This is a genomic window from Peteryoungia desertarenae, assembly GCF_005860795.2.
Lineage (GTDB): Bacteria > Pseudomonadota > Alphaproteobacteria > Rhizobiales > Rhizobiaceae > Allorhizobium > Allorhizobium desertarenae.
Window position 1 is genome coordinate 1,841,281 of the sequence record NZ_CP058350.1, and the last position, 19,083, is coordinate 1,860,363.

Consider the following 19,083-nt stretch of genomic DNA (forward strand, 5'->3'; position numbering starts at 1 on the left):
GCCTAGGGCAAAGGGATGAATTCCTCTTCGTCCCCCGGAACAATGTCAAAACGACCCGTTCTCCACTCTTCCTTGGCCTGTTCGATGCGCTCTTTCGACGACGAAACAAAATTCCACCAGATATGTTTCTTCGAACCCATGGCCGCGCCACCGAAGAGCATCACATGACAGCCCTGTGCGCCTCCGATGAGGGTGATCTCGTCACCGGGTCTGAAGACAAGCAGCTGATCGGCAGCGAAACGATCACCAGCAATCTCGATCTCACCCGACAGCACATAAAGCGCCCGCTCTTCCTGGCCGGCATCAAACGGAAAGCGCGCGCCGGGGGCAAGCGTCAGGTCGACATAGAGCGTTTCGGAAAATGTCTTGACCGGCGAGCGAAGCCCGCCCATTGCGCCGATCACCAGACGACCCGAAGCCCCGCCGCTGTCGAAGACAGGCAGTTCCGCCTTGCTGGTATGGGCAAAGGCGGGATCAATCTCCTCCATCTGGTCCGGCAGGGCTATCCATGTCTGCAGGCCCGACATCGACAGCGGATGCCCTCTGAGATTCTCCGGCGTCCGTTCCGAATGCACGATGCCGCGTCCGGCGGTCATCAGGTTGATATCGCCAGGCGCGATCACAAGCTCGGTGCCAAGGCTGTCGCGGTGCTTGATCTCCCCGTCGAACAGATAGGTGACAGTGGAGAGGCCGATATGCGGATGCGGGCGCACATCCATCGCTTCGCCGGCTTTAAGGACTGCCGGTCCCATCCGGTCGAAGAAGATGAACGGCCCGACGAGCCGCCTCCTGGAGGAGGGCAGGGCCCGCCGCACCGAAAAACCGCCGATATCGCTGGAGCGCGGGATGATCAGATGCTCGATGGCTTCGCAGGCCAGAGCATTACCGGGAACGGGGTCGGTGCCGGGAAAGAAGGACATGGCATGGCTCTCCTGTCTTGATGCACCAGTCCTAGCACGGGTCTGTTGCGACTGCAGCAGCACGCCGATGGACGCAGTGTTTCCATACCATCATTGTTCCGTGTCTTGATTGGACGTCGGTCCGTCACAAGGCCATAGCACACTGTCAGACCCGGCCTCACGTCCAAGCGGCAGGCAGCCGCCCTCATGGCAAAGCGTCCAGCCGCCGCCGGTCGCGCCCGAAGCCGCAAGCCGGAGTTCCGGTATGGCAGCTCCTCGCGGCTTCCAGCGCCACCAGCCATCGTCCAGCACGGCACCTTCGCCGGGCTCCATCCCGGCACCGGACCCCTTGATATAGGCGGTCTTCAGTTCAAGGCCGGCCGGGGTCACGCTCCAGTCCTCCCGCCATTCGACCTTCTCGACGGAATGTGTCCAGGACAGCGAAAAGCTCATCACCGGCACCAGCAATGTCTTGCTAAGAACGGTGATGCAGAGGCTCATGCCGGTTCCACCGGTGGGGAGGAAGCCGTCTCACGCGCCTTGGTCTTGCCGGGATACTTCCAGGCCAGAAATGCAAACAGCAGAACAAGTGCCCCGCCAATCTCGTCCGTGATGGGCAACGCTGCGACCAGGAAGAACGCCGCTGTCGCCGCGAGAAGCCTGTGCAGCATCGGCAGCGGCCCGTTGAGATACCCGATCACGGCGATGCCCCAGAGCCCGATCGCTGTGACGGTCTTGATCAGGATATAGGCGACCGCCAGGGGATAGCCGATGCTTTCAGCCAGCGGTCCGCCATCCTGCAGCATCAGGGCCGGCGTATAGACGGCCATGAAGGGTATGACAAAGCCGGCAGCCGCGATCTTGATCGCCTGCATCGAGATCTTCAGACCCGATTCCTTGGCAATCGGGGCAGCGGCAAAGCAGGCAAGGGCGACAGGCGGCGTGAGATCGGCCAGAATGCCGAAATAGAAGACGAACATGTGGCTGACGATCAGCGGCACGCCGAGTTCCAGCAAGGCAGGACCCGCAATCGAGGAGGTGATGATGTAGTTTGGAATGGTGGGAATACCCATGCCGAGCACGATACAGGTCAGCATGGTGAGCACCAGCGACAGGAACAGGCTGTGTTGCCCGACAGCGACCACGAACTGACCGAAGGTATTGGCAGCTCCTGTCAGTGTCATCGTACCGACAATGATCCCAACGATTGCGCAGGCCACACCAACGGGCAGGGCGGTCTTGGCACCGTCCGCAAGGCTGTCGACGCTGAGCTTCAATGCCTCGCGACCGCCCTTGACGAAAAAGTTCCACGCGATCAGCACGACAATGGCAATCAGGACCGACTTGAAGCCATACTGGAAGAAGGAGGCGCCTGCGATGCCGAGCCCGATCCAGAAGATCGTCCGGATCACGGTGTTGGAAAGGCCGATGGCAACCGAGCTGCCGAGAACGAGCAGCATGGTGAGCCCAAGTCCTGCCGTCCCGGCAAACAGCGGTGTGTAGCCGGAAAACAACAGCCAGACGAGGGCAGCAAGTGGCAGCAGCAGATACCATTGTTTCGTAATGGCTTGCAGCGGCGAGGGCAGGTCCTTCGGGTCAAGCCCGACCAGCCCGCGCTTGCCCGCTTCCAGATGCACCATCCAGAAGGCCGAGGCGAAATAGAGGATCGCCGGAATGAGGGCTGCCTTGACGATCTCGGCATATTCGACTCCCAGTGTCTCGGCCATGATGAAGGCAACGGCACCCATGACCGGCGGCATGATCTGCCCGCCCATGGAAGACGTGGCCTCGACGCCGCCAGCAAAGGCGGGGCGATAGCCGAAGCGCTTCATCAGCGGAATGGTGAACTGGCCCGTGGTCACCACATTGGCCACGCCCGAACCCGAGATCGTGCCCATGAAACCGGAGGAAATGACCGAGACCTTGGCGGCCCCACCTCGCTTATACCCGACAAGACCGAGTGACACGTCGGTGAAGAGCTTGATCATCCCCGCCCGTTCGAGAAATGACCCGAACAGGATGAACAGGAAAATGAAGGACGACGAAACGAAGATCGGAACGCCATAAATGCCCTCCGTGCCATAGGCCATGTGGTCGATGACCTGGGCGAAATCATAGCCCCGGTGATTGAGTGGCGAGGGCAGATACTGCCCGAACAGGCAGTATGCGAGGAAAATACCGGAGATGATCGGCAGCGCCGGACCAATGATCATCCAGGCAGCGATAAAGATTGTACCGATTGCAATGACGCCGAACACCACGTCGCGGGTCATCAGATCGCCGGCGCGAAAAAGCAGAGGCTCGTATTCGATGTACTGGTAAAAGGCGACAGCCACAGCGAGGCCTGCGAGCCCCCAGGCCATGGCTTTGTAGATGGCACCCTTACGCAGGTTCGCAGCCACAAGCGGAAAGCCGAGAAGCAACAGAAAACCCACATGGAATGATCGGACCAGCTGACTTGGCATGTCGATGAGATGGGCAGCCGTTGCGATCTGAAACAGTGAGAAAGCAATCGCGATCCCGTAAAGCAGATGACCTTCCGCGGTCTTCGGAAAATGCCGCTCATGGTCGTCCGGCGGCACGATCACATGGGTAGGGGTGGCGACAGTCTCGGCGCTCATCAGGTCATCCGTTCAGCTAGCATGCGACAAAACCGAAACCCCGGCAGACTGTGACAGTCGCCGGAGTCTCTGTTGTTGGGTCAAAGGGTGAGGCGAGGCCTCACAGCATGCCCTTTTCCTTGTAGTAGCGCTCGGCGCCCGGATGGAGCGGGATCGGCATGCCCTTGGTCGCTTCCTCCAGCTTGATTGCATTCGCCGCCTGATGTGCAGCGACCATGTCAGGCAGGTTTTCGAAGAGCTGCTTGGTCATCTCATAGGCGAGATCATCCGAAACGTCGGAATGCGTCACCAGGAAGTTGACGACGGCAACCGTCGAGACATCCTCCGTCTGGCCTTCATAGGTGCCGGCCGGAATGGTTGCCGCCACATAAGGGGCACCAAGCGTCGTCGCGATGCTCTCCGGCACGGCGACAACGGTGATCGGCACGGAGGTCGAAAGGTCCTTCAGCGATGCTACACCAAGACCAGCCGACTGCAGAGTGGCGTCCAGCTGACGGTTCTTGATCAGCTCGACGGATTCGGCAAAGGGCAGATATTCGGTCTTGCCGAGATCGTCATAGCTCATGCCGGCAGCCGTCAGGATTGCCCGCGCGTTGAGCTCGGTTCCGGATTTTGCCGCACCGACCGAAAGGCTCTTGCCCTTCAATCCGTCGAGCGTGGTGATGCCCGAGTCCTTCGAGGCCACGATCTGGATATAGTTCGGATAGACGGCGGCTATCCCGCGCAGCTTGTCGAGCGGCGTCTTGAAGCCAGCCTCTTCATTGCCCTCCGCCGCGAGCTTGACGCTGTCACCCAGCGCAAAGCCGATCTCACCCTTGCCCTGCTGCAGGAGATTGAGGTTTTCGACGGAAGCCTTGGTCGCCTGCACCTGTGTGCGGACACCCGGGATCTTTTCGCCATAGATCTTCGAAAGGGCAACGCCCAGCGGATAGTAGACGCCGGATGTACCGCCAGTCAGAACATTGATGAACTGCTCGGCCTTCGCCGTAGTGATGCCAAAGGCGACGGATGCTGCCATGACACCGGCAAAAAGGGCGCTACGTCTTGATAACTGCATGATTGTCCTCCCAAACAACATTCGCAATGGCGCCATCATGGTGAGGCAAGCAGGGGGCGTCAACCGCTGAATCTTGCCTCGCCACAGGCTGTGCGCGTTCAACGGCCCGTCAGGAGCCTGACCCTTGAGCGGAATATGAAGCCCCGTCTTCACCCCGCATCGCCATTTTTGTGCATATCCCTCCGTTTGGCGGGCCGTAGTGGTATGGGAATATGCCGCACTCGGGAGAGCGAGACGCCAACCTTTCTTTTTGCGGCCTCCTTGTGGATTTCCGGCGAAGCGATTATCTGTGCGGCGCGGACCGGGCCCCTCTGACGACGGATCTCCCTCGTGATGTCGGACCGCATCGAGTTGGCTCGATGCTATGCCCGGACGTGCCTTGCCAAAAGGATTGCGTTTGCACAGCCACGAGTCTGGTCCTGCAAACGAGGTCTGATCTTGGAACTTCTTCTCATTCTGTTTCTCGGCAAGCCGCTCTGGATGTGGCTGCTCTTCCTCACACTCGTCATCGCGCTTCTGGCCTTTGACCTCGGCGTTCTCAACAAGGACGACCACGAAATCGGCATTGCCGAGAGCTTGAAGCTTTCGGCCATGTACATCACGCTCGGGCTGCTCTTCTCCAGCTTCATCTACTGGCAGATGGATGCAACCGCGACGGCCCAGTATCTGACCGCCTTTGTCGTGGAAAAGACGCTGGCGATGGACAACATCTTCGTCATCGCGCTGATCTTCAGCTTCTTCGCCATCCCGCGCGAATACCAGCACCGCGTGCTGTTTTGGGGTATCCTCGGCGTGATCCTCTTGCGCGGTATCATGATTGGCCTCGGAGCCACGATCGTCGACCAGTATCATTGGGTCCTCTACTTGTTCGCGGGCTTCTTGATCCTCACGGGCATCAAGATGCTCTTTGTCGCCGACAAGGAGCACAAGATCGAGGAAAACGGTCTGATCCGTTTCCTCAAGCGTCGCCTGAACGTGACGGAGGAGATCCATGGACATGATTTCTTCGTGAAGAAGCCGGACCCGGCAACAGGCACAACGAGGCGCTTCGCAACCCCGCTTTTCCTGGCGCTGATCACGATTGAAATCGCTGATCTTGTCTTTGCGGTCGACTCCGTGCCGGCGGTCTTCACCATCACCACCGACCCCTATATCGTCTACACGTCCAACATCTTCGCGATCCTCGGCCTGCGCGCGCTCTATTTCGCGCTGGACGCCATCCTGCATCGCTTCAGCTATCTGAAATATGCGCTGTCCGTGCTGCTGGTCTTCATCGGCTCGAAGATCTTCATCGCCTGGGGCATGGGCTGGGAGAAGTTCCCGCCGGAGTGGTCGCTCGGCATCACCTTCCTCATCCTCGGCGTCGGCGTGGCCTATTCGCTGTGGAAGACCGGCCCGTCGAAGACCCTGGAGGCAAAGACCCCTGCCGAGTAAGTCAGCCGGGATGCCACGGACTTGCACAAACGACAAATGGCCCCGGAAGGGGCCATTCTGCTATCGGATGCCAGCGAAGGGATCAGGACGACAGATCGCCCGACCACGTCACGCGCCGTCGAGCGGCTCGACACCGGTTGGCTTGCCGGCGCGGTCGAGGCGGATCTTCTCGATGCGGTTTTCGGCGGCCGACAGAAGCTGTTCGCAATGCTTTTTCAGAAGCTCGCCGCGTTCATAGATCGCGATGGATTCATCCAGCGCCACATCGCCCCGTTCCAGACGTGCGACAATGCTTTCAAGCTCGGCCACGGCTTTTTCGAAGGAATACCCGGAGAGATCGGCGGAAACGGCGGCGTCGGACATACTCAACCCTTCATCAGTCTTGCGATATGCAGGCCAGCCGACTCGGCAAGCCCCTCCAGATCATAGCCACCTTCCAGCAGGCTGACGACCCGGTTCTTGGCAAAGCGATCGGCAACTTCCAGAAGCCGTCCGGTCGCCCAGTCGAAATCCTCTCCCACCAGATTGATCTGCGCCAGCGGATCGCGGTGATGCGCATCGAAGCCGGCAGAAATCAGGATCAGATCGGGTGCAAAGTCGTTGAGTGCGGGCAGGACCCGGCTCTTGAAGGCCTCGCGGAAATGATCGGAGCCGACATTGGGCGAGAGCGGCGCATTGACGATGTTGCGGTGCTTGCCGGTTTCGTCCTTTGCGCCGGTGCCGGGATAAAGCGGCATCTGATGGGTGGAGCAGAACAGCACCGAAGGATCATCCCAGAAGATGTCCTGCGTGCCGTTTCCGTGATGGACATCCCAGTCGACAATCGCAACGCGCTCGGCGCCATGGGCCTTCTGCGCATGGCGGGCGGCAATCGCAACGGTGTTGAAGAAGCAGAAGCCCATCGCCTTGGACCTTTCCGCATGGTGTCCGGGCGGTCTGCCGGCGACAAAGGCATTGTCCGCCTTGCCTGTCATGACATCGTCCACGGCGGCCATGGCGCCGCCTATGGCCGTCAGCACCACCTGCAGGCTTTTCTGCGATGCGTAGGTATCGGCCTCAAGCTGGTTGATCCGGTCCTCTTCCTCGGGAATCTCGCGCATGACGGCAAAGAGATGCTCTTCGGGATGAGCGAGCGTCACCGCATCTTCATTGGCCTGTTTGGCCTCGATCCTGACCAGACGCGCAAAGTTCGGATGCTCGAGGGCGATGTTCAGGGAGCGCAGCCGATCCGGACGCTCGGGGTGGCCCTCCGGTGTTTTATGCTCCAGAAACAGGCGGTTCTCATAAAGATGTGTGGGCATGATGTCTTTCCCTTTCGGGCGAGAACATAATGCGGCGATTGGACATGTTCTACCTCGGATACGGGCTTTCCCCCGTCATGCCCTGAAAGGATGACATGCGTAGTTGTTCCATCACACTCGTAACGGAGGCGGAAATATCCTAGGATCAACTGAATGCGGGGCATGACATGGACGAAATCGAACGTATCGAAGTGATCGAAACACAGGTACAGTACCGGGATATCGCGATTTCAGGCGAGATCCAGACGGCGGCCTATGTGACCTATGCCGAAGATGCTATTCGTCATTTCTGGCGTTACCGTCCGCCTTTGGAAGACGAGCCTCGCTTTGCTGTCTCAAAGCTCGATTTGCGCATCTTTCACGGACTGGAACTGGACGACCAGATCCGGCTGACCGTCAACATCAACAAGATTGGCGGGAAGTCGATCGGCTTTAATGTTGTCATCGACTGCGATGACCGCATCGTTGCCGATATAGACGTCATTTGGACCGCCCATAACCGCGACACGGGGGCGGCCGTCGCTTTGCCGGAAGATCTGCGCGATTGGCTCTATCGCTATCTTCCCTGACGTGTTCCTCACATGCTTTCAGGCCGCGATGTTCTGCCGACTGCGCACATGCGAACCGGCGCCTGCCGCCTCTGACCCCGGCTCTCGCCTTGCGGCCCGACGGTTCAGTTTGAAGATATCGACCAGTGTCTTCATCTTGTTGGCGCCCACGGCCATGATCTCACCGGCGCTCGCGATGCTGGAAACCAGTGCCGCATTGTCCTGTGTCGCCTGATCGAGCTGGTTTACGGCGCGGTTGATTTCGCTGAGGCTGGAGGCCTGTTCATTCGCCCCGGTCGCAATAGCGTCGACATTGAGGTTGATCTCGTTGACATATTTTTCAATCCGGTTCAGGGCCTCGCCGGTTGCATTGACGAGCTTGACGCCTTCATCCACCTGGGTGGTGGAATTGAGGATCAGCGACGAGATCTCACGCGCCGCATTGGCGGAACGCTGTGCAAGATCACGGACCTCCTGCGCCACGACCGCAAAGCCCTTGCCCGCTTCACCGGCACGAGCGGCTTCCACGCCGGCATTCAAGGCCAGAAGATTGGTCTGGAAGGCGATCTGGTCGATCACATCGATAATGCTGCCGATTTCCTTGGATGCCTTTTCGATCCGGGAAATTGCATCGACTGTCTGAGCCACCACCCGAACCGATTCTCCCGTCGCCGTTCTTGCTTCCTGGACGATTTCGCGCGTATCCCGGGCTCTGATCGAGGCTTCCTTCACCGTTGCCGTGATCTGTTCGAGGGCGGCAGAAGCCTCTTCGAGTGCCGCTGCCTGCTGCTCGGTCCGTCTTCCCAGCGTATCAGCATCGTTTTTCAAGCTGTTGCTGTTGTCCGTCAGTGTTCCAGTCTCGCCCAGCACGCTTTCCAGGGTTTTCTGAAACTCGCTGATGGCCGTGTTGAAGTCATTCCTCAATCGTTCGAATTCAGGAATGAAGGGTTCGTCGATCGTCACTCGAATATTGCATTCGGATAGCCGCGCCAATCCCGCCGCGATAGACTCGACAGCGCCAACGCGACCGGTCACGTCGACGGCAAATTTGACAACCTTGAAGACCTTACCGTCACTGTCGAAGATCGGGTTGTACGAGGCCTGGATAAACACCCTTTTCCCATTCTTGCCGAGTCGGGTGAACTCGCCCGACTTGAATTGACCGGCACGCAGGTCTTCCCAGAGTTTGTTGTACTCGGGCGACTTGATGAAGTCTGGCTCGCAGAAGATCGAGTGATGCTTGCCGGCGATCTCGTCCAGCGTGTAGCCGACGGTTTTCAGGAAGTTTTCGTTGGCGGTCAGGATCGTGCCGTCCGGGGTAAATTCGATGACCGCCTGTGCTCTGGAAATGGCGGCCAGCTTGCCGCTGTTTTCGAGGTTCTGCCGCTTGCGTTCCGTGATGTCGGTCGCAAACTTGATGACCTTGTAGGGTTTGCCGCCGCGAAAGACCGGGTTGTACGTGGCTTCAATCCAGATTTCCCGCCCACCCTTTCCGAACCGTTGGTATTCGGCGGTGAAGAAATCACCCGAGGCCAGTCGTTTCCAGAAATCTTTGTATTCTTTCGATACCGCATACTCTTCCGACACGAACATCCTGTGATGCTGGCCGACAATCTCGTTCAGCGCATACCCCACCGCATCGCAGAAATTCTTGTTGGCGTTCAGGATGATACCATTGACGTCAAACTCAATAACGGCCTGTGAGCGTCCCAGGGCTTCGAGGATGGCGCGCGATTCTCTTCCAAAAAATGAGCTCAGTGGCATGGTTGAGGTCTCCGATAGGATAACTCAGAGTTTAGGTAGCTCTATCTATATAAATGGTTACTAAATTGGCTCGGAAGCGTCAGAAATTGCAATTTTGCCCTTCTGCAACCGCTTACATAATAAAATCGTTATACGTAAAATTAATAAGCAAGGCGGCCGATCAATGGAGATCGGCCGCCTGTAACGCGCAGAAAAATTGTAAGTCTATCAAACTTTTGCCGGCAGAAGCGGATAGCCGACCATAACCGCACGGGCCGCCAGCATGGCAATCGCGGCCTTGACGAAATCGCCGGGAATAAAGGCAAGCGATCCAATCAGCACCTTGTCAAAGGGTGTGCCTGCGACGAGAGAAAGCCATGGCATCCCGCAGAGATAGACAACGCCGATACCACCCACGATAGAGGCAATGAAGAAACCGGACATCTGCTTGATCGCGCTTTGCCCGTCGTGCACCAGCCGCTCGGCAATCAGACCCGTGACGAAGGTGCCGATGATCCAGCCGAAGATATAGCCGCCGGTCGGACCGACCAGAACATTGAGGCCGCCGCGACCGCCGGAGAGAACCGGAAGACCCACCGCAACCAGGACGACGAGGAGCACGTAGGCCAGCGCCCCGCGCTTGGCACCGATGATGCAGCCTGCCAGCATGACGCCCATCGACTGTGCCGTGATCGGAACCGGGATAAAGGCGAGCGTGACCGGCGGAATGAAGCCGAGCACAATGATGATGGCTGTAAACAAGGCGGCCAGTACGAGATCTTTAGTGGTCATGAAAAAACTCCTGCCCATGAACATGGGCACTCTACTGGCCCCGAATCCCGCGGGCGTCAATTGCTTCTGCAATACTGTCCGCATCCTTGAGCGTCGAAATGATCAGGGGCCCCAGGATTTTGTGGGGCTTGGCGACAAGTCCTCTCGCCAGATGCGCTGCCTTCAGGGCCTCGTAACGATTGGCGATCTCGGGCACGAAGCGCAGCACCAGCCCGAATGCGAGCCCGACATCATTGGCCTTGATCAGCCCGATCCGCTCCAGCGGGTGGGCGAGATCGGCAATCGCCTCCATGAAGGCCGCAATCCTTGTGGTGGCGGTAATGCTGGCGGCGAGAAAGAGGATCGCCAGCAGCCGCAATGTCAGAACAAGCGCCTCAGCCGGCGAAAGCACAAAGACGTTCACGACCCCGAGAAAGGCGATGGTGAACAGGACGGGCCGCAGCCGCCGGAATGCCTGCCGGAAGCCGAGGCCGAGCGAGAGATAGAGCGCCCCGGTCAAAAGCGCGGCGGGCGCAAGGATCACTGCCGTGTCGACAAGGGCAAGCGCCAGCCCGAAGACCAGGAGCAGGCCGAGCTTCGGCTTGACCGCCATGCGATGCAGCCATGTCCCGCCGTCGACATAGAGACTGCTCAACATCCGGCGATCTCCCGGTAGCGCGAAATGGCGGCCTCTGCCGGCCCGTCAAAGGCAAGTTCACCTTCATGAAAAACCAGCACCCGGCCATAATCTGCGACGAGGTCGAGGTCATGGCTGATGACCACGGCCTGTTCGCCAAGCCCGTCGATCGCCCCCTTCACCCGGGCGCGGTTCTTCAGATCAAGCTGGTTGGTCGGCTCATCGAAGATCACGACATCCGGCCGGTTGACGCATACGGCGGCAAGTGCTGCAAGCTGCAACTCACCACCCGAAAGTTCATGCGGCCGCCGCGCCGCAAGATCGCTGATGCGAAAGCGCAAAAGGGCTTCGTCTACCAGCCGCTCGACTTCCGAGGCAGGCAGCCCCCGCGATTTCGGCCCGAGCGCCACATCCTCGCGAATGATGGGCAGAATGATCTGGTGTCCGGGGTTCTGGAAGATAAAGCCGGTCTTCGCCCGCGCCGCCTTCTCGTCAGCCACGGTATCGAGACCGTCGAGCGTTACCGTACCGGAGGTCGGCTTGGCAAGGCCCGCAATCAGCCGCGCAAAGCTCGTCTTGCCGGAACCATTGAGCCCGATCACGCCGATGCGCGGCTCGCTCAGCGAGAGTGTGAGGGCCCGGAGGGCCAAGCGCTCGCCGTAACGCAATTCGGCCTGGTTGAAAATGATGTGCAAGGATGGGATCTCCAGAATATGGCCGTTCTATAGACCCCTTAAGGTCCCTGGGAAATGCCTGCTACGCAGCGATGATGCTGATTGTGTCAAAACAGGCAGTTCACGTGGGCGATCACGCCAGTCGCATTGAACTCCAACCCGCCTGACCGAGTGGAGAGCAAAGAGCTTCGTAGTTAGACCTTATTGGTGGACACGGTTGCAAAAGGTGCTTCACCATTTCCGAATGACCAGTTTTCACGTTTCGTCTCGATCAGGTTGATGACGATGTCGGCGCGATGAAGACCGCACATTTCCAGGTTTTCGGCGATCTGTTTGAAAAGTGCCATTTTCTGCTCTGGGCTCCGACCTTCCGCCGCCGTAATCTGCACAAACGTGATGGACGGGCCATGCTTTATGCCTAGGAAGGATTCCGGTCCTACAAGTCCGCGGCCGTCCGGATGAGGTTCAAGAATGTGAAAGTAGTCGTCTTCCGGGATACCAAAGGCGCTGACCAACGCAGCATGAACGCCCTTTGAGATCACATTTTCGTCTGTCGCGTCAGAGTGATCGGCATAGGAAATTCTAACCAGTGGCATGTTGTCTCCTCCTCTATCTGGCTTCAGCCGCTATCTGCACAAGCTCGATGCGGTACTGATCTGGATCTTCGATGAAAGCGATGATTTCGTCGGGAGCTTCCATGCGCGGCCCTGCTGGTCGAAGAACGTTAGCTCCGCGCGATTGAAAAAGCTGTGTTGCCCGTTCGACGCTGTCTACGGCGATCGCGAGATGACCGAAGGCGCTGCCGCTGGTATAGGTGTGATTGCCCCAGTTGTGGGTGAGTTCAATTTCAGCTTGCCCCGGCCCGTAGCTCAGAAAAACAAGAGTGTACCGACCCTCGGGGTAATCGGCTCGCCTTCGGACAGTCATACCCAGGACGTTCTGATAGAAGGCAATCGAACGGTCGAGGTCGCTAACCCGGATCATCACATGAGCAAAATGAAATACGGAAGCTTCTGGTTTACTCGGCACGGCGTTTTCCTCTGATCGTCGGTAATTGGAGGACGAGCGATCCCGTCCTCCTCTCTTCGTTCAGGCGGCTTGAGCGGCGATAGAGGCGCCAAGGGCGGTATTGTTGTAGGCGACGCCGCCTATGCCCCAGGCCCCGTCCACCGCGTGGACAACATTGCCAAAGATCCGCTCACGCGAAACACGGCCTCCGGCGGCTCGCTCCAGGATGCTTGTACCGCGGGCGAACCATGCCCGCTGCAGTTCGGCGTCGGCCAGCACGAAGGACGGGGCCTTCAGCTCAAAAACAATGATCTCCGCAGGCTCGCCGCCGGAGAAACTCTTTCCTGCCGGAACCTCAATGACCTCACCGATCACGTTCGGCAGCATGAAGCCATTTCCGGAAATTCCGTGGAGCTCCAGGAGCAGGTGGGTGAGCTCCTTGAAAGCCTGCTTTTGAGCGTTGGACGACAGGGTGCCTTCGGTAGCAATGATCTGTAGCGGCATGCGAATTCTCCTTGGTTTTGCGAGCACTAGTTCGATTAATATAGCGAACGTTATCGTTATTAATATAGCGATCGTTATCGAGTCAAGTGTGTTATAGCGATCGTTACCAAAATCGCGGAGACATGATGATGGCGAGGCCTAAAGGAAACGGCGCGGAAGTTGGAAAACGTCTGGTGGCGGCTGCAGGCAGAGGCTTCCGCACGGGTGGCTTTGGTGGAATCGGAGTAGACGCGCTCGCGGGCGAGGCAGGGCTGACATCGGGCGCTTTTTATGCCCATTTCGGTTCAAAGGCCGTCGCGTTTCGTGAGGCCGTGCGGGACGGGCTGCAGTTCACGCTCGCCTCGATTCAGCAGTTTCAGGAGAACCATGGACCGGAGTGGCAGCAGCACTTTGCCAGATTCTATTTGGGAGAACGTATGGACGCCGATCTCCCCGACGCTTGCATCTTCCAGACGCTTACGCCGGATATTGCCCGGTCAGACCTGGAGACACGGCAGGTCTACAGTGGACTCTTGTCGGAGATTATCTCCTCTCTCGCGCACGGTTTCGATGGGGATAGGGACAGAGCATGGGCATTCTGGTCGTTGTTAACAGGCGCAGGCGCAATGACGCGTGCCACTACGGATGCGAAGGCACGTGAAGAGGCATTGCAGGCCGTGCTCAAAGCTGCCCTCAAAGTCTAAGGGCTGCATCTGTGCCCGTCATTCCCGGTTCACAATGCTGGCTGCGGGGGCGAAAGAGCTCGGCAAAGCTGCAGTCAACGCTCAATGCGCCCATTGAACAAACCGCGAACATGCCCTAGTCTCATCCAATGTCGATTCCCGTCCCCAATCCGCTTGCGCGAAAAATCTTCCTCGAACGGCAGGGCCTGTCCCGCTCGCCGACGAAGGCGCTCGGGCGTGACGGCCTTTACGACCTGATCCATGATCTGGGCTTCGTCCAGGTCGACAGCATCCAGTGGGTCGAGCGTGCCCATCACCAGATCCTGTTTTCCCGCAATCAGACCTACAAAACGACGGATCTGCAGCATCTCGTCGAAAAGGACCGCTCGCTCTTCGAGCATTGGACCCACGATGCCTCGGTCATCCCGTCAGCCTTCTTTCCCTATTGGAAGCACCGCTTTGTCCGCCGTGAAGAACGGCTTCGGGCAAACTGGGCCAAATGGCAGGGCGAGGGTTTTGATCAGGCTTTCAATGAAACCTATGCCCGCATCCGCGACCACGGGCCGGTCATGGCCCGGGACGTGAAGGCGGAAGACCACAAGTCCGGCGGCTGGTGGAACTGGCATCCGTCGAAGACGGCGCTCGAATTCCTCTGGCATACCGGCAAGCTCGCGATCACCCGGCGGGAAGGCTTCCAGAAGGTCTATGATCTCGCCGAACGCGTCATTCCTGCCGAACATCACGGCGCCGAAGTGGAGCATGAGGTCTTTGTCGACTGGGCCTGCCGTGCGGCGCTGACCCGTCTTGGCTTTGCTACATCCGGCGAAATCGCCGCCTTTTTCGACATCGTCACGCCCGACGAAGCCAAGGTCTGGGTCGCGGCCCATCGCGACGAGCTGGAAGAGCTGCAGCTGGAAACGGTGGATGGCAAGCCGCGCACCTCCTTTGCCTTCGCCGACCAGGTGGCAACGCTGCTCAACGCTCCGGAACCGCCCACCCGCATCCGCGTGCTCTCGCCCTTCGATCCGCTGATCCGCGATCGCAACCGTACCGAACGCCTCTTCGGCTTCTTCTATCGCATAGAGGTCTTCGTCCCCGAGCCGAAGCGGCAATATGGCTATTACGTCTTTCCGCTGCTCGAGGGTGATCGCCTGATCGGGCGCATCGACATGAAAGCCGAGCGCAGGGAGGGCGTACTCTCCGTCCGTCGCCTCTGGCTGGAGCCGGGCGTGAAGGCTAGCGCCGGTCGGATCGAGAAACTGGAAGCTGAAATGCAACGCATGGCCCGCTTTGCCGGAATGGAGACCGTCCGATTTGACGACGGTTGGCGCGACTGACCATTTTGAAGAGGATATTGGAAGGATGAAGCGTTGAGCCAGAGTGATGATTACCGGATTGAGCATCGTATTCCCGCAGTGGATGACTATCTCCGCCTGCGACAGGTTTCCGGTCTCAGCCCCTTTTCTCGCGAAGCCGCCGAAAAAGGCCTGCCAAATTCGATCTTTGGCGTCTGCCTGATGAAGGGTGAGGAAACCGTGGGTATGGGTCGTATCATCGGCGATGGTGGCTGCTTCTTTCAGGTCACCGATATCGCAATCGACCCGGCGCATCAGGGCAGGGGACTTGCCAAGTGGATCATGGCAGCACTCACCGAGCACATCGACCATCACCTGCCCAAGACCGCCTATATCAGCCTGATCGCCGATGTGCCGGCCAATCGGCTCTATGCGCAATATGCTTTCGAGGAAACAGCCCCCCGATCCGTCGGCATGGCGCGACGTGCCACATAAGGCCTCGGGCGGCGGATACCTTGAATACTCCATCAAATGACGTATATTTCTACCATCATTTGATGGAGGCGCCTATGCTGAACGTTCAAGAGACCCCATCGCCTGTCTCCCTTGGCGGTTTTTCAGACGAGGCGGAGCGGCGCAGGCTCTCGGCCACAGCACTCAAGGCTTTCCGTCGCTTGGTCACGCAATGGGACCTGACCAGCCAGCAAGCGGCGGCCCTTCTCGGGGTGTCGGTGAGCACCTGGGAACGGTTGAAGCCTGAAACGGCGTCGAAAACGCTGAGCCAGGACCAGATGACACGCATCTCCGCGCTCATCGGCATCTACAAGGGGCTGCATCTGCTCTTCGTCGATGCCATGGCGGATCGCTGGCCGCAGCTGCCAAACAGCGGTCCTCTGTTTCATCGCACAAGCCCAGTCGAGGCCATGATCACTGGCGGTATCCCGCACATGCTTGAGGTTCGCCGCTATGTCGATGCCGTTCGGGGAGGCCTTTGAGTGGAAGTCGCCGGCATCCCGGTCGCAACGCTCGCCTATCCGAAAACGGTTCGACTGGTTTCAACCGCCCGCCTGCGCCCATCTGTTTTAGAGCCTCTGGTCGACAGTGACGCCGAAATGGACGAATTGGCGGAGATCGAAGGCGCAACCTCCAGCCGCCGTCAGGCCCAGGCGACAGGCATATCGGGTCTGGCGGCAAATGAACTGGTCTATGATGTGCCGCACGCACATTTCATCAATGCGAGCTTTGCCTATGCCAAACCACGCGAGCCGAACCGCTTCAATGGCGAAACGCGCGGCGCCTGGTATGCAGCCCTCAGCGTCGAGACCTGCCTCGCCGAAATCACCTTTCACATGACGGAGTTTCTAGCCCGCACCGGCGTCTATGAAGCCGTTGCCGATTATGCGGAGATGTTTGCCAGCATCTCGGGTGAGTTCCTCGATCTGCGCACCGATGTCGGTCATCCAGCGCTGTCACCGGACAAGGCCCTGGGTTATCCGGAGGGTAACCGTCTGGCCACGGAGGCAAGACGGGCCGGTCTGAACGGCATCGTCTACCCCTCCGTTCGCCATCAGGGCGGCACCTGCTTCGCCATCCTGCGCCCCGCCGCCGTCCAGTCAGTTCGCCAGGGTGATGTCTGGCGGCTCACCTGGAAGGGCAGGCCGCAGCCTGTGGTGGATGGGCCGCTCGGTTGATAAGTCCGTGGCGCCAGCAGCGCTCAAACGATCTCTGTGCCGGAAATCTTGATGCCGAAGCCTTCGAGGCCGACATAATGGCGCTCGCGGGAAGCGAAGAGACGGATCGAGGTCACGCCAAGATCCTTCAGGATCTGCGCCCCCAAGCCGATTTCCAGCCATTCGCTGTCGCGGGCCTGCGCCTCCTGATGCGCCTCGCGGTCATGCTTGCCGGCGCGTGCGGTGGTCGATATACCGACACCCACCGAACCTTCGCGCAGATAGACGATCACGCCGCGTCCGCGCTCGGCAATCTTGCCCATGATGCCTTCCAGCTGCCGATCCTTGCCGAACACGTCGCGACCGACATGTTCCAGATGCAGCCGGACGGGAATATCCTCGCCATCGCGGATATCGCCAAAAACCACGGCTAGATGCTGCATTGGATCCCAGGGCAGGGAATAGGCATAGGCCTTTGCCTTGCCGTAAGGCGTGTCGATATCGAATTTCGAAGCGAGTTGGATCAGCGTTTCCTTGCGCTGGCGATAGGCGATCAGGTCAGCGACCGAGACCTGCTTGAGGCCATGCTGCACGGCAAAGGCAGCGACCTGCGGTCCGCGCATGACAGTGCCGTCGTCATTGACGAGTTCGCTGATGACACCGATCGGCGGCAGGCCTGCCATGTTGCAAAGGTCGACAGCCGCCTCGGTATGGCCTGAGCGCATCAGCACGCCGCCTTCACGCGAAACCAGCGGAAAGATGTGTCCGGGGCGCACGAAATCGCTGGCTCCGACATTTGGATTGGCGAGGTTGCGAACAGTCAATGTGCGGTCATCGGCAGAAATGCCGGTGGTCGTGCCATGCTTGAAATCCACAGACACGGTAAAAGCCGTGGTATGCGCACTGTCGTTGTCTGCGACCATGGCAGAAAGATTAAGGCGCTTTGCCTCCTCCTTCGGCATGGGTGCGCAGACGATCCCTGAGGTATGGCGCACGATGAAGGCCATCTTCTCGGGCGTACAATGTACCGCCGCGACAATGAGATCGCCTTCGTTTTCGCGGTCGTCGTCGTCCATGACAACGACGATCTCGCCGGCCTCGAACGCCCGGATGGCCTCAACGACGCGCTTCTGGTCAAAACTCATGGGTAATCCTCACCGTGTCCGACCGTTCTGGCCGCGATCTCTCAAGATATGGTCGAGAATGATGCAGGCAAGCATCGCCTCCCCGACGGGAACTGCGCGAATACCGACACAGGGATCATGACGACCCTTGGTGCGGACATCCACCTCCTGGCCGTCCGCATCGACTGACCGGCGTTCGGTCAGGATCGAAGACGTTGGCTTGATGGCGAAACGGGCGACAACCGGTTCGCCCGTCGAAATGCCGCCCAGCACGCCGCCTGCGTGATTGGACAAAAACACGGGCTTGCCATCCGAGCCCATCCGCATCTCGTCGGCGTTCTCCTCGCCGGTGATCTCGGCGGCATTGAAGCCGTTGCCGATCTCGACGCCCTTGACGGCGTTGATCGACATCAGCCCGGCTGCAATATCCTGATCGAGCTTGCCATAGACCGGCGCGCCAATGCCCGCAGGCACGCCCTCGGCAACGACTTCGATGACAGCACCGACGGACGATCCCGCCTTGCGAATGCCGTCGAGATAATCCTCCAGCACCGGGACCATGGCGGCGTCCGGGCAGAAGAAGGGGTTCTGATCGACCTGCGACCAGTCCCAGTTCTCCCGGTTGATCTTGTGGGTCCCCATCTGCACCAGCGCACCTCTGATCGTCACGCCCGGCATGGCAAGGCGGGCCAGTGCGCCGGCGGCAACGCGGGCCGCGGTCTCGCGCGCCGAGGAGCGACCGCCACCGCGATAATCGCGGATCCCGTATTTCAGGTCATAGGTATAGTCGGCATGGCCGGGGCGGTAGCGCTTGGCAATGTCGCCATAATCCTTGGATCGCTGGTCGGTGTTTTCGATGAACAAAGACACCGGTGTTCCCGTGGTTATCATCGAGCCATCTTCCTGCGGCATGACGCCGGACAGCACCTTGACGATGTCATCTTCCCGTCGCTGCGTGACGAAGCGCGACTGGCCAGGCTTGCGCTTGTCCATATAGGCCTGGATATCCTCCTGCCGAAAACGAATGCCGGGAGGGCAGCCATCGACCACGGCGCCAAGGGCGGGGCCGTGGCTCTCGCCCCAGGTGGTGACGCGGAAGAGATGGCCGAAACTGTTATGCGACATGGCTAACCAC

The 19,083-nt window shown here is 59.2% G+C and carries 22 protein-coding genes; 7 read left to right on the top strand and 15 right to left on the bottom strand.

Going from position 1 to position 19,083, the window contains the following annotated elements:
- Positions 1-2: 2 nt before the first annotated feature.
- The 4 genes from FE840_RS08720 to FE840_RS08735 all read right to left on the bottom strand — a co-directional run bounded on the left by FE840_RS08720 (position 3) and on the right by FE840_RS08735 (position 4,538).
- Positions 3-920, bottom strand: a complete 918-nt coding sequence (locus FE840_RS08720) for a pirin family protein (RefSeq protein ID WP_138285252.1) — start codon at positions 918-920, stop codon at positions 3-5.
- A 90-nt stretch (positions 921-1,010) separates the two neighbouring features.
- Entirely contained in the window at positions 1,011-1,400 is a 390-nt protein-coding gene (locus tag FE840_RS08725) for a DUF1850 domain-containing protein (protein WP_138285251.1), read from the bottom strand.
- Positions 1,397-3,520, bottom strand: a complete 2,124-nt coding sequence (locus FE840_RS08730; protein WP_138285250.1) for a TRAP transporter permease — start codon at positions 3,518-3,520, stop codon at positions 1,397-1,399. The genes FE840_RS08725 and FE840_RS08730 overlap by 4 nt, the downstream gene beginning before the upstream one ends.
- A gap of 100 nt (positions 3,521-3,620) precedes the next feature.
- Positions 3,621-4,538 carry a TAXI family TRAP transporter solute-binding subunit gene (locus FE840_RS08735; protein ID WP_246318899.1) on the bottom strand — a complete coding sequence of 306 codons (918 nt, stop codon included), beginning with the start codon at positions 4,536-4,538 and terminating at the stop codon, positions 3,621-3,623.
- Between the two features lie 477 nt (positions 4,539-5,015).
- Between FE840_RS08735 and FE840_RS08740 the strand changes: the two genes are divergently transcribed.
- Complete coding sequence (locus FE840_RS08740) at positions 5,016-6,011, top strand: TerC family protein (RefSeq protein WP_138285248.1); 996 nt, start codon at positions 5,016-5,018, stop codon at positions 6,009-6,011.
- Positions 6,012-6,119: 108 nt separating this feature from the next.
- Here FE840_RS08740 and FE840_RS08745 read toward each other — a convergent pair whose 3' ends face one another.
- A complete protein-coding gene (locus FE840_RS08745) occupies positions 6,120-6,374 on the bottom strand; it encodes an exodeoxyribonuclease VII small subunit (RefSeq protein ID WP_138285247.1) in 255 nt (84 codons plus the stop codon).
- A gap of 2 nt (positions 6,375-6,376) precedes the next feature.
- Positions 6,377-7,312, bottom strand: a complete 936-nt coding sequence (locus tag FE840_RS08750) for a histone deacetylase family protein (RefSeq protein ID WP_138285246.1) — start codon at positions 7,310-7,312, stop codon at positions 6,377-6,379.
- Positions 7,313-7,479: 167 nt separating this feature from the next.
- Here FE840_RS08750 and FE840_RS08755 point away from each other — a divergent pair, with 167 nt between their 5' ends.
- Positions 7,480-7,881 carry an acyl-CoA thioesterase gene (locus tag FE840_RS08755; RefSeq protein WP_138285245.1) on the top strand — a complete coding sequence of 134 codons (402 nt, stop codon included), beginning with the start codon at positions 7,480-7,482 and terminating at the stop codon, positions 7,879-7,881.
- Positions 7,882-7,899: 18 nt separating this feature from the next.
- On the opposite strand, the gene FE840_RS08760 is transcribed toward FE840_RS08755, so the two are convergent.
- The 7 genes from FE840_RS08760 to FE840_RS08790 all read right to left on the bottom strand — a co-directional run bounded on the left by FE840_RS08760 (position 7,900) and on the right by FE840_RS08790 (position 13,197).
- A complete protein-coding gene (locus tag FE840_RS08760; RefSeq protein WP_138285244.1) occupies positions 7,900-9,624 on the bottom strand; it encodes a methyl-accepting chemotaxis protein in 1,725 nt (574 codons plus the stop codon).
- A 207-nt stretch (positions 9,625-9,831) separates the two neighbouring features.
- Positions 9,832-10,395 (bottom strand): biotin transporter BioY, encoded by a 564-nt coding sequence (locus tag FE840_RS08765; RefSeq protein WP_138285243.1) that lies wholly within the window; start codon positions 10,393-10,395, stop codon positions 9,832-9,834.
- Between the two features lie 31 nt (positions 10,396-10,426).
- On the bottom strand, positions 10,427-11,032 hold the full coding sequence (locus tag FE840_RS08770) for an energy-coupling factor transporter transmembrane component T family protein (protein ID WP_138285242.1): 606 nt from the start codon (positions 11,030-11,032) through the stop codon (positions 10,427-10,429).
- Entirely contained in the window at positions 11,026-11,706 is a 681-nt protein-coding gene (locus FE840_RS08775) for an energy-coupling factor ABC transporter ATP-binding protein (RefSeq protein ID WP_138285241.1), read from the bottom strand. Before FE840_RS08775 ends, FE840_RS08770 begins: the two co-directional genes overlap by 7 nt.
- Before the next feature lie 173 nt (positions 11,707-11,879).
- Complete coding sequence (locus tag FE840_RS08780) at positions 11,880-12,281, bottom strand: tautomerase family protein (protein ID WP_138285240.1); 402 nt, start codon at positions 12,279-12,281, stop codon at positions 11,880-11,882.
- Between the two features lie 13 nt (positions 12,282-12,294).
- Positions 12,295-12,714 (bottom strand): lactoylglutathione lyase, encoded by a 420-nt coding sequence (gene gloA, locus FE840_RS08785; RefSeq protein WP_138285239.1) that lies wholly within the window; start codon positions 12,712-12,714, stop codon positions 12,295-12,297.
- A 60-nt stretch (positions 12,715-12,774) separates the two neighbouring features.
- The gene (locus tag FE840_RS08790; RefSeq protein WP_138285238.1) at positions 12,775-13,197 is read right to left on the bottom strand and encodes a Tautomerase enzyme; all 423 of its coding nucleotides are present in this window, start codon (positions 13,195-13,197) and stop codon (positions 12,775-12,777) included.
- A gap of 122 nt (positions 13,198-13,319) precedes the next feature.
- Between FE840_RS08790 and FE840_RS08795 the strand changes: the two genes are divergently transcribed.
- The 5 genes from FE840_RS08795 to FE840_RS08815 all read left to right on the top strand — a co-directional run bounded on the left by FE840_RS08795 (position 13,320) and on the right by FE840_RS08815 (position 16,845).
- Positions 13,320-13,880, top strand: coding sequence for a TetR/AcrR family transcriptional regulator (locus FE840_RS08795; RefSeq protein ID WP_138285237.1), 561 nt, complete (start codon positions 13,320-13,322; stop codon positions 13,878-13,880).
- Between the two features lie 128 nt (positions 13,881-14,008).
- Positions 14,009-15,196: a winged helix-turn-helix domain-containing protein gene (locus tag FE840_RS08800; protein WP_138285236.1), complete on the top strand. Its 1,188-nt coding sequence runs from the start codon at positions 14,009-14,011 to the stop codon at positions 15,194-15,196.
- A 33-nt stretch (positions 15,197-15,229) separates the two neighbouring features.
- Positions 15,230-15,649 carry a GNAT family N-acetyltransferase gene (locus tag FE840_RS08805; RefSeq protein WP_138285235.1) on the top strand — a complete coding sequence of 140 codons (420 nt, stop codon included), beginning with the start codon at positions 15,230-15,232 and terminating at the stop codon, positions 15,647-15,649.
- 74 nt (positions 15,650-15,723) lie between these two features.
- A complete protein-coding gene (locus FE840_RS08810; RefSeq protein WP_138285234.1) occupies positions 15,724-16,149 on the top strand; it encodes an antitoxin Xre-like helix-turn-helix domain-containing protein in 426 nt (141 codons plus the stop codon).
- A complete protein-coding gene (locus tag FE840_RS08815; RefSeq protein ID WP_138285233.1) occupies positions 16,150-16,845 on the top strand; it encodes an RES family NAD+ phosphorylase in 696 nt (231 codons plus the stop codon).
- Positions 16,846-16,868: 23 nt separating this feature from the next.
- Here FE840_RS08815 and ribB read toward each other — a convergent pair whose 3' ends face one another.
- Entirely contained in the window at positions 16,869-17,969 is a 1,101-nt protein-coding gene (gene ribB, locus FE840_RS08820) for a 3,4-dihydroxy-2-butanone-4-phosphate synthase (protein WP_138285232.1), read from the bottom strand.
- A 9-nt stretch (positions 17,970-17,978) separates the two neighbouring features.
- Complete coding sequence (aroC, locus tag FE840_RS08825) at positions 17,979-19,073, bottom strand: chorismate synthase (RefSeq protein WP_138285231.1); 1,095 nt, start codon at positions 19,071-19,073, stop codon at positions 17,979-17,981.
- Positions 19,074-19,083 lie beyond the last annotated feature (10 nt).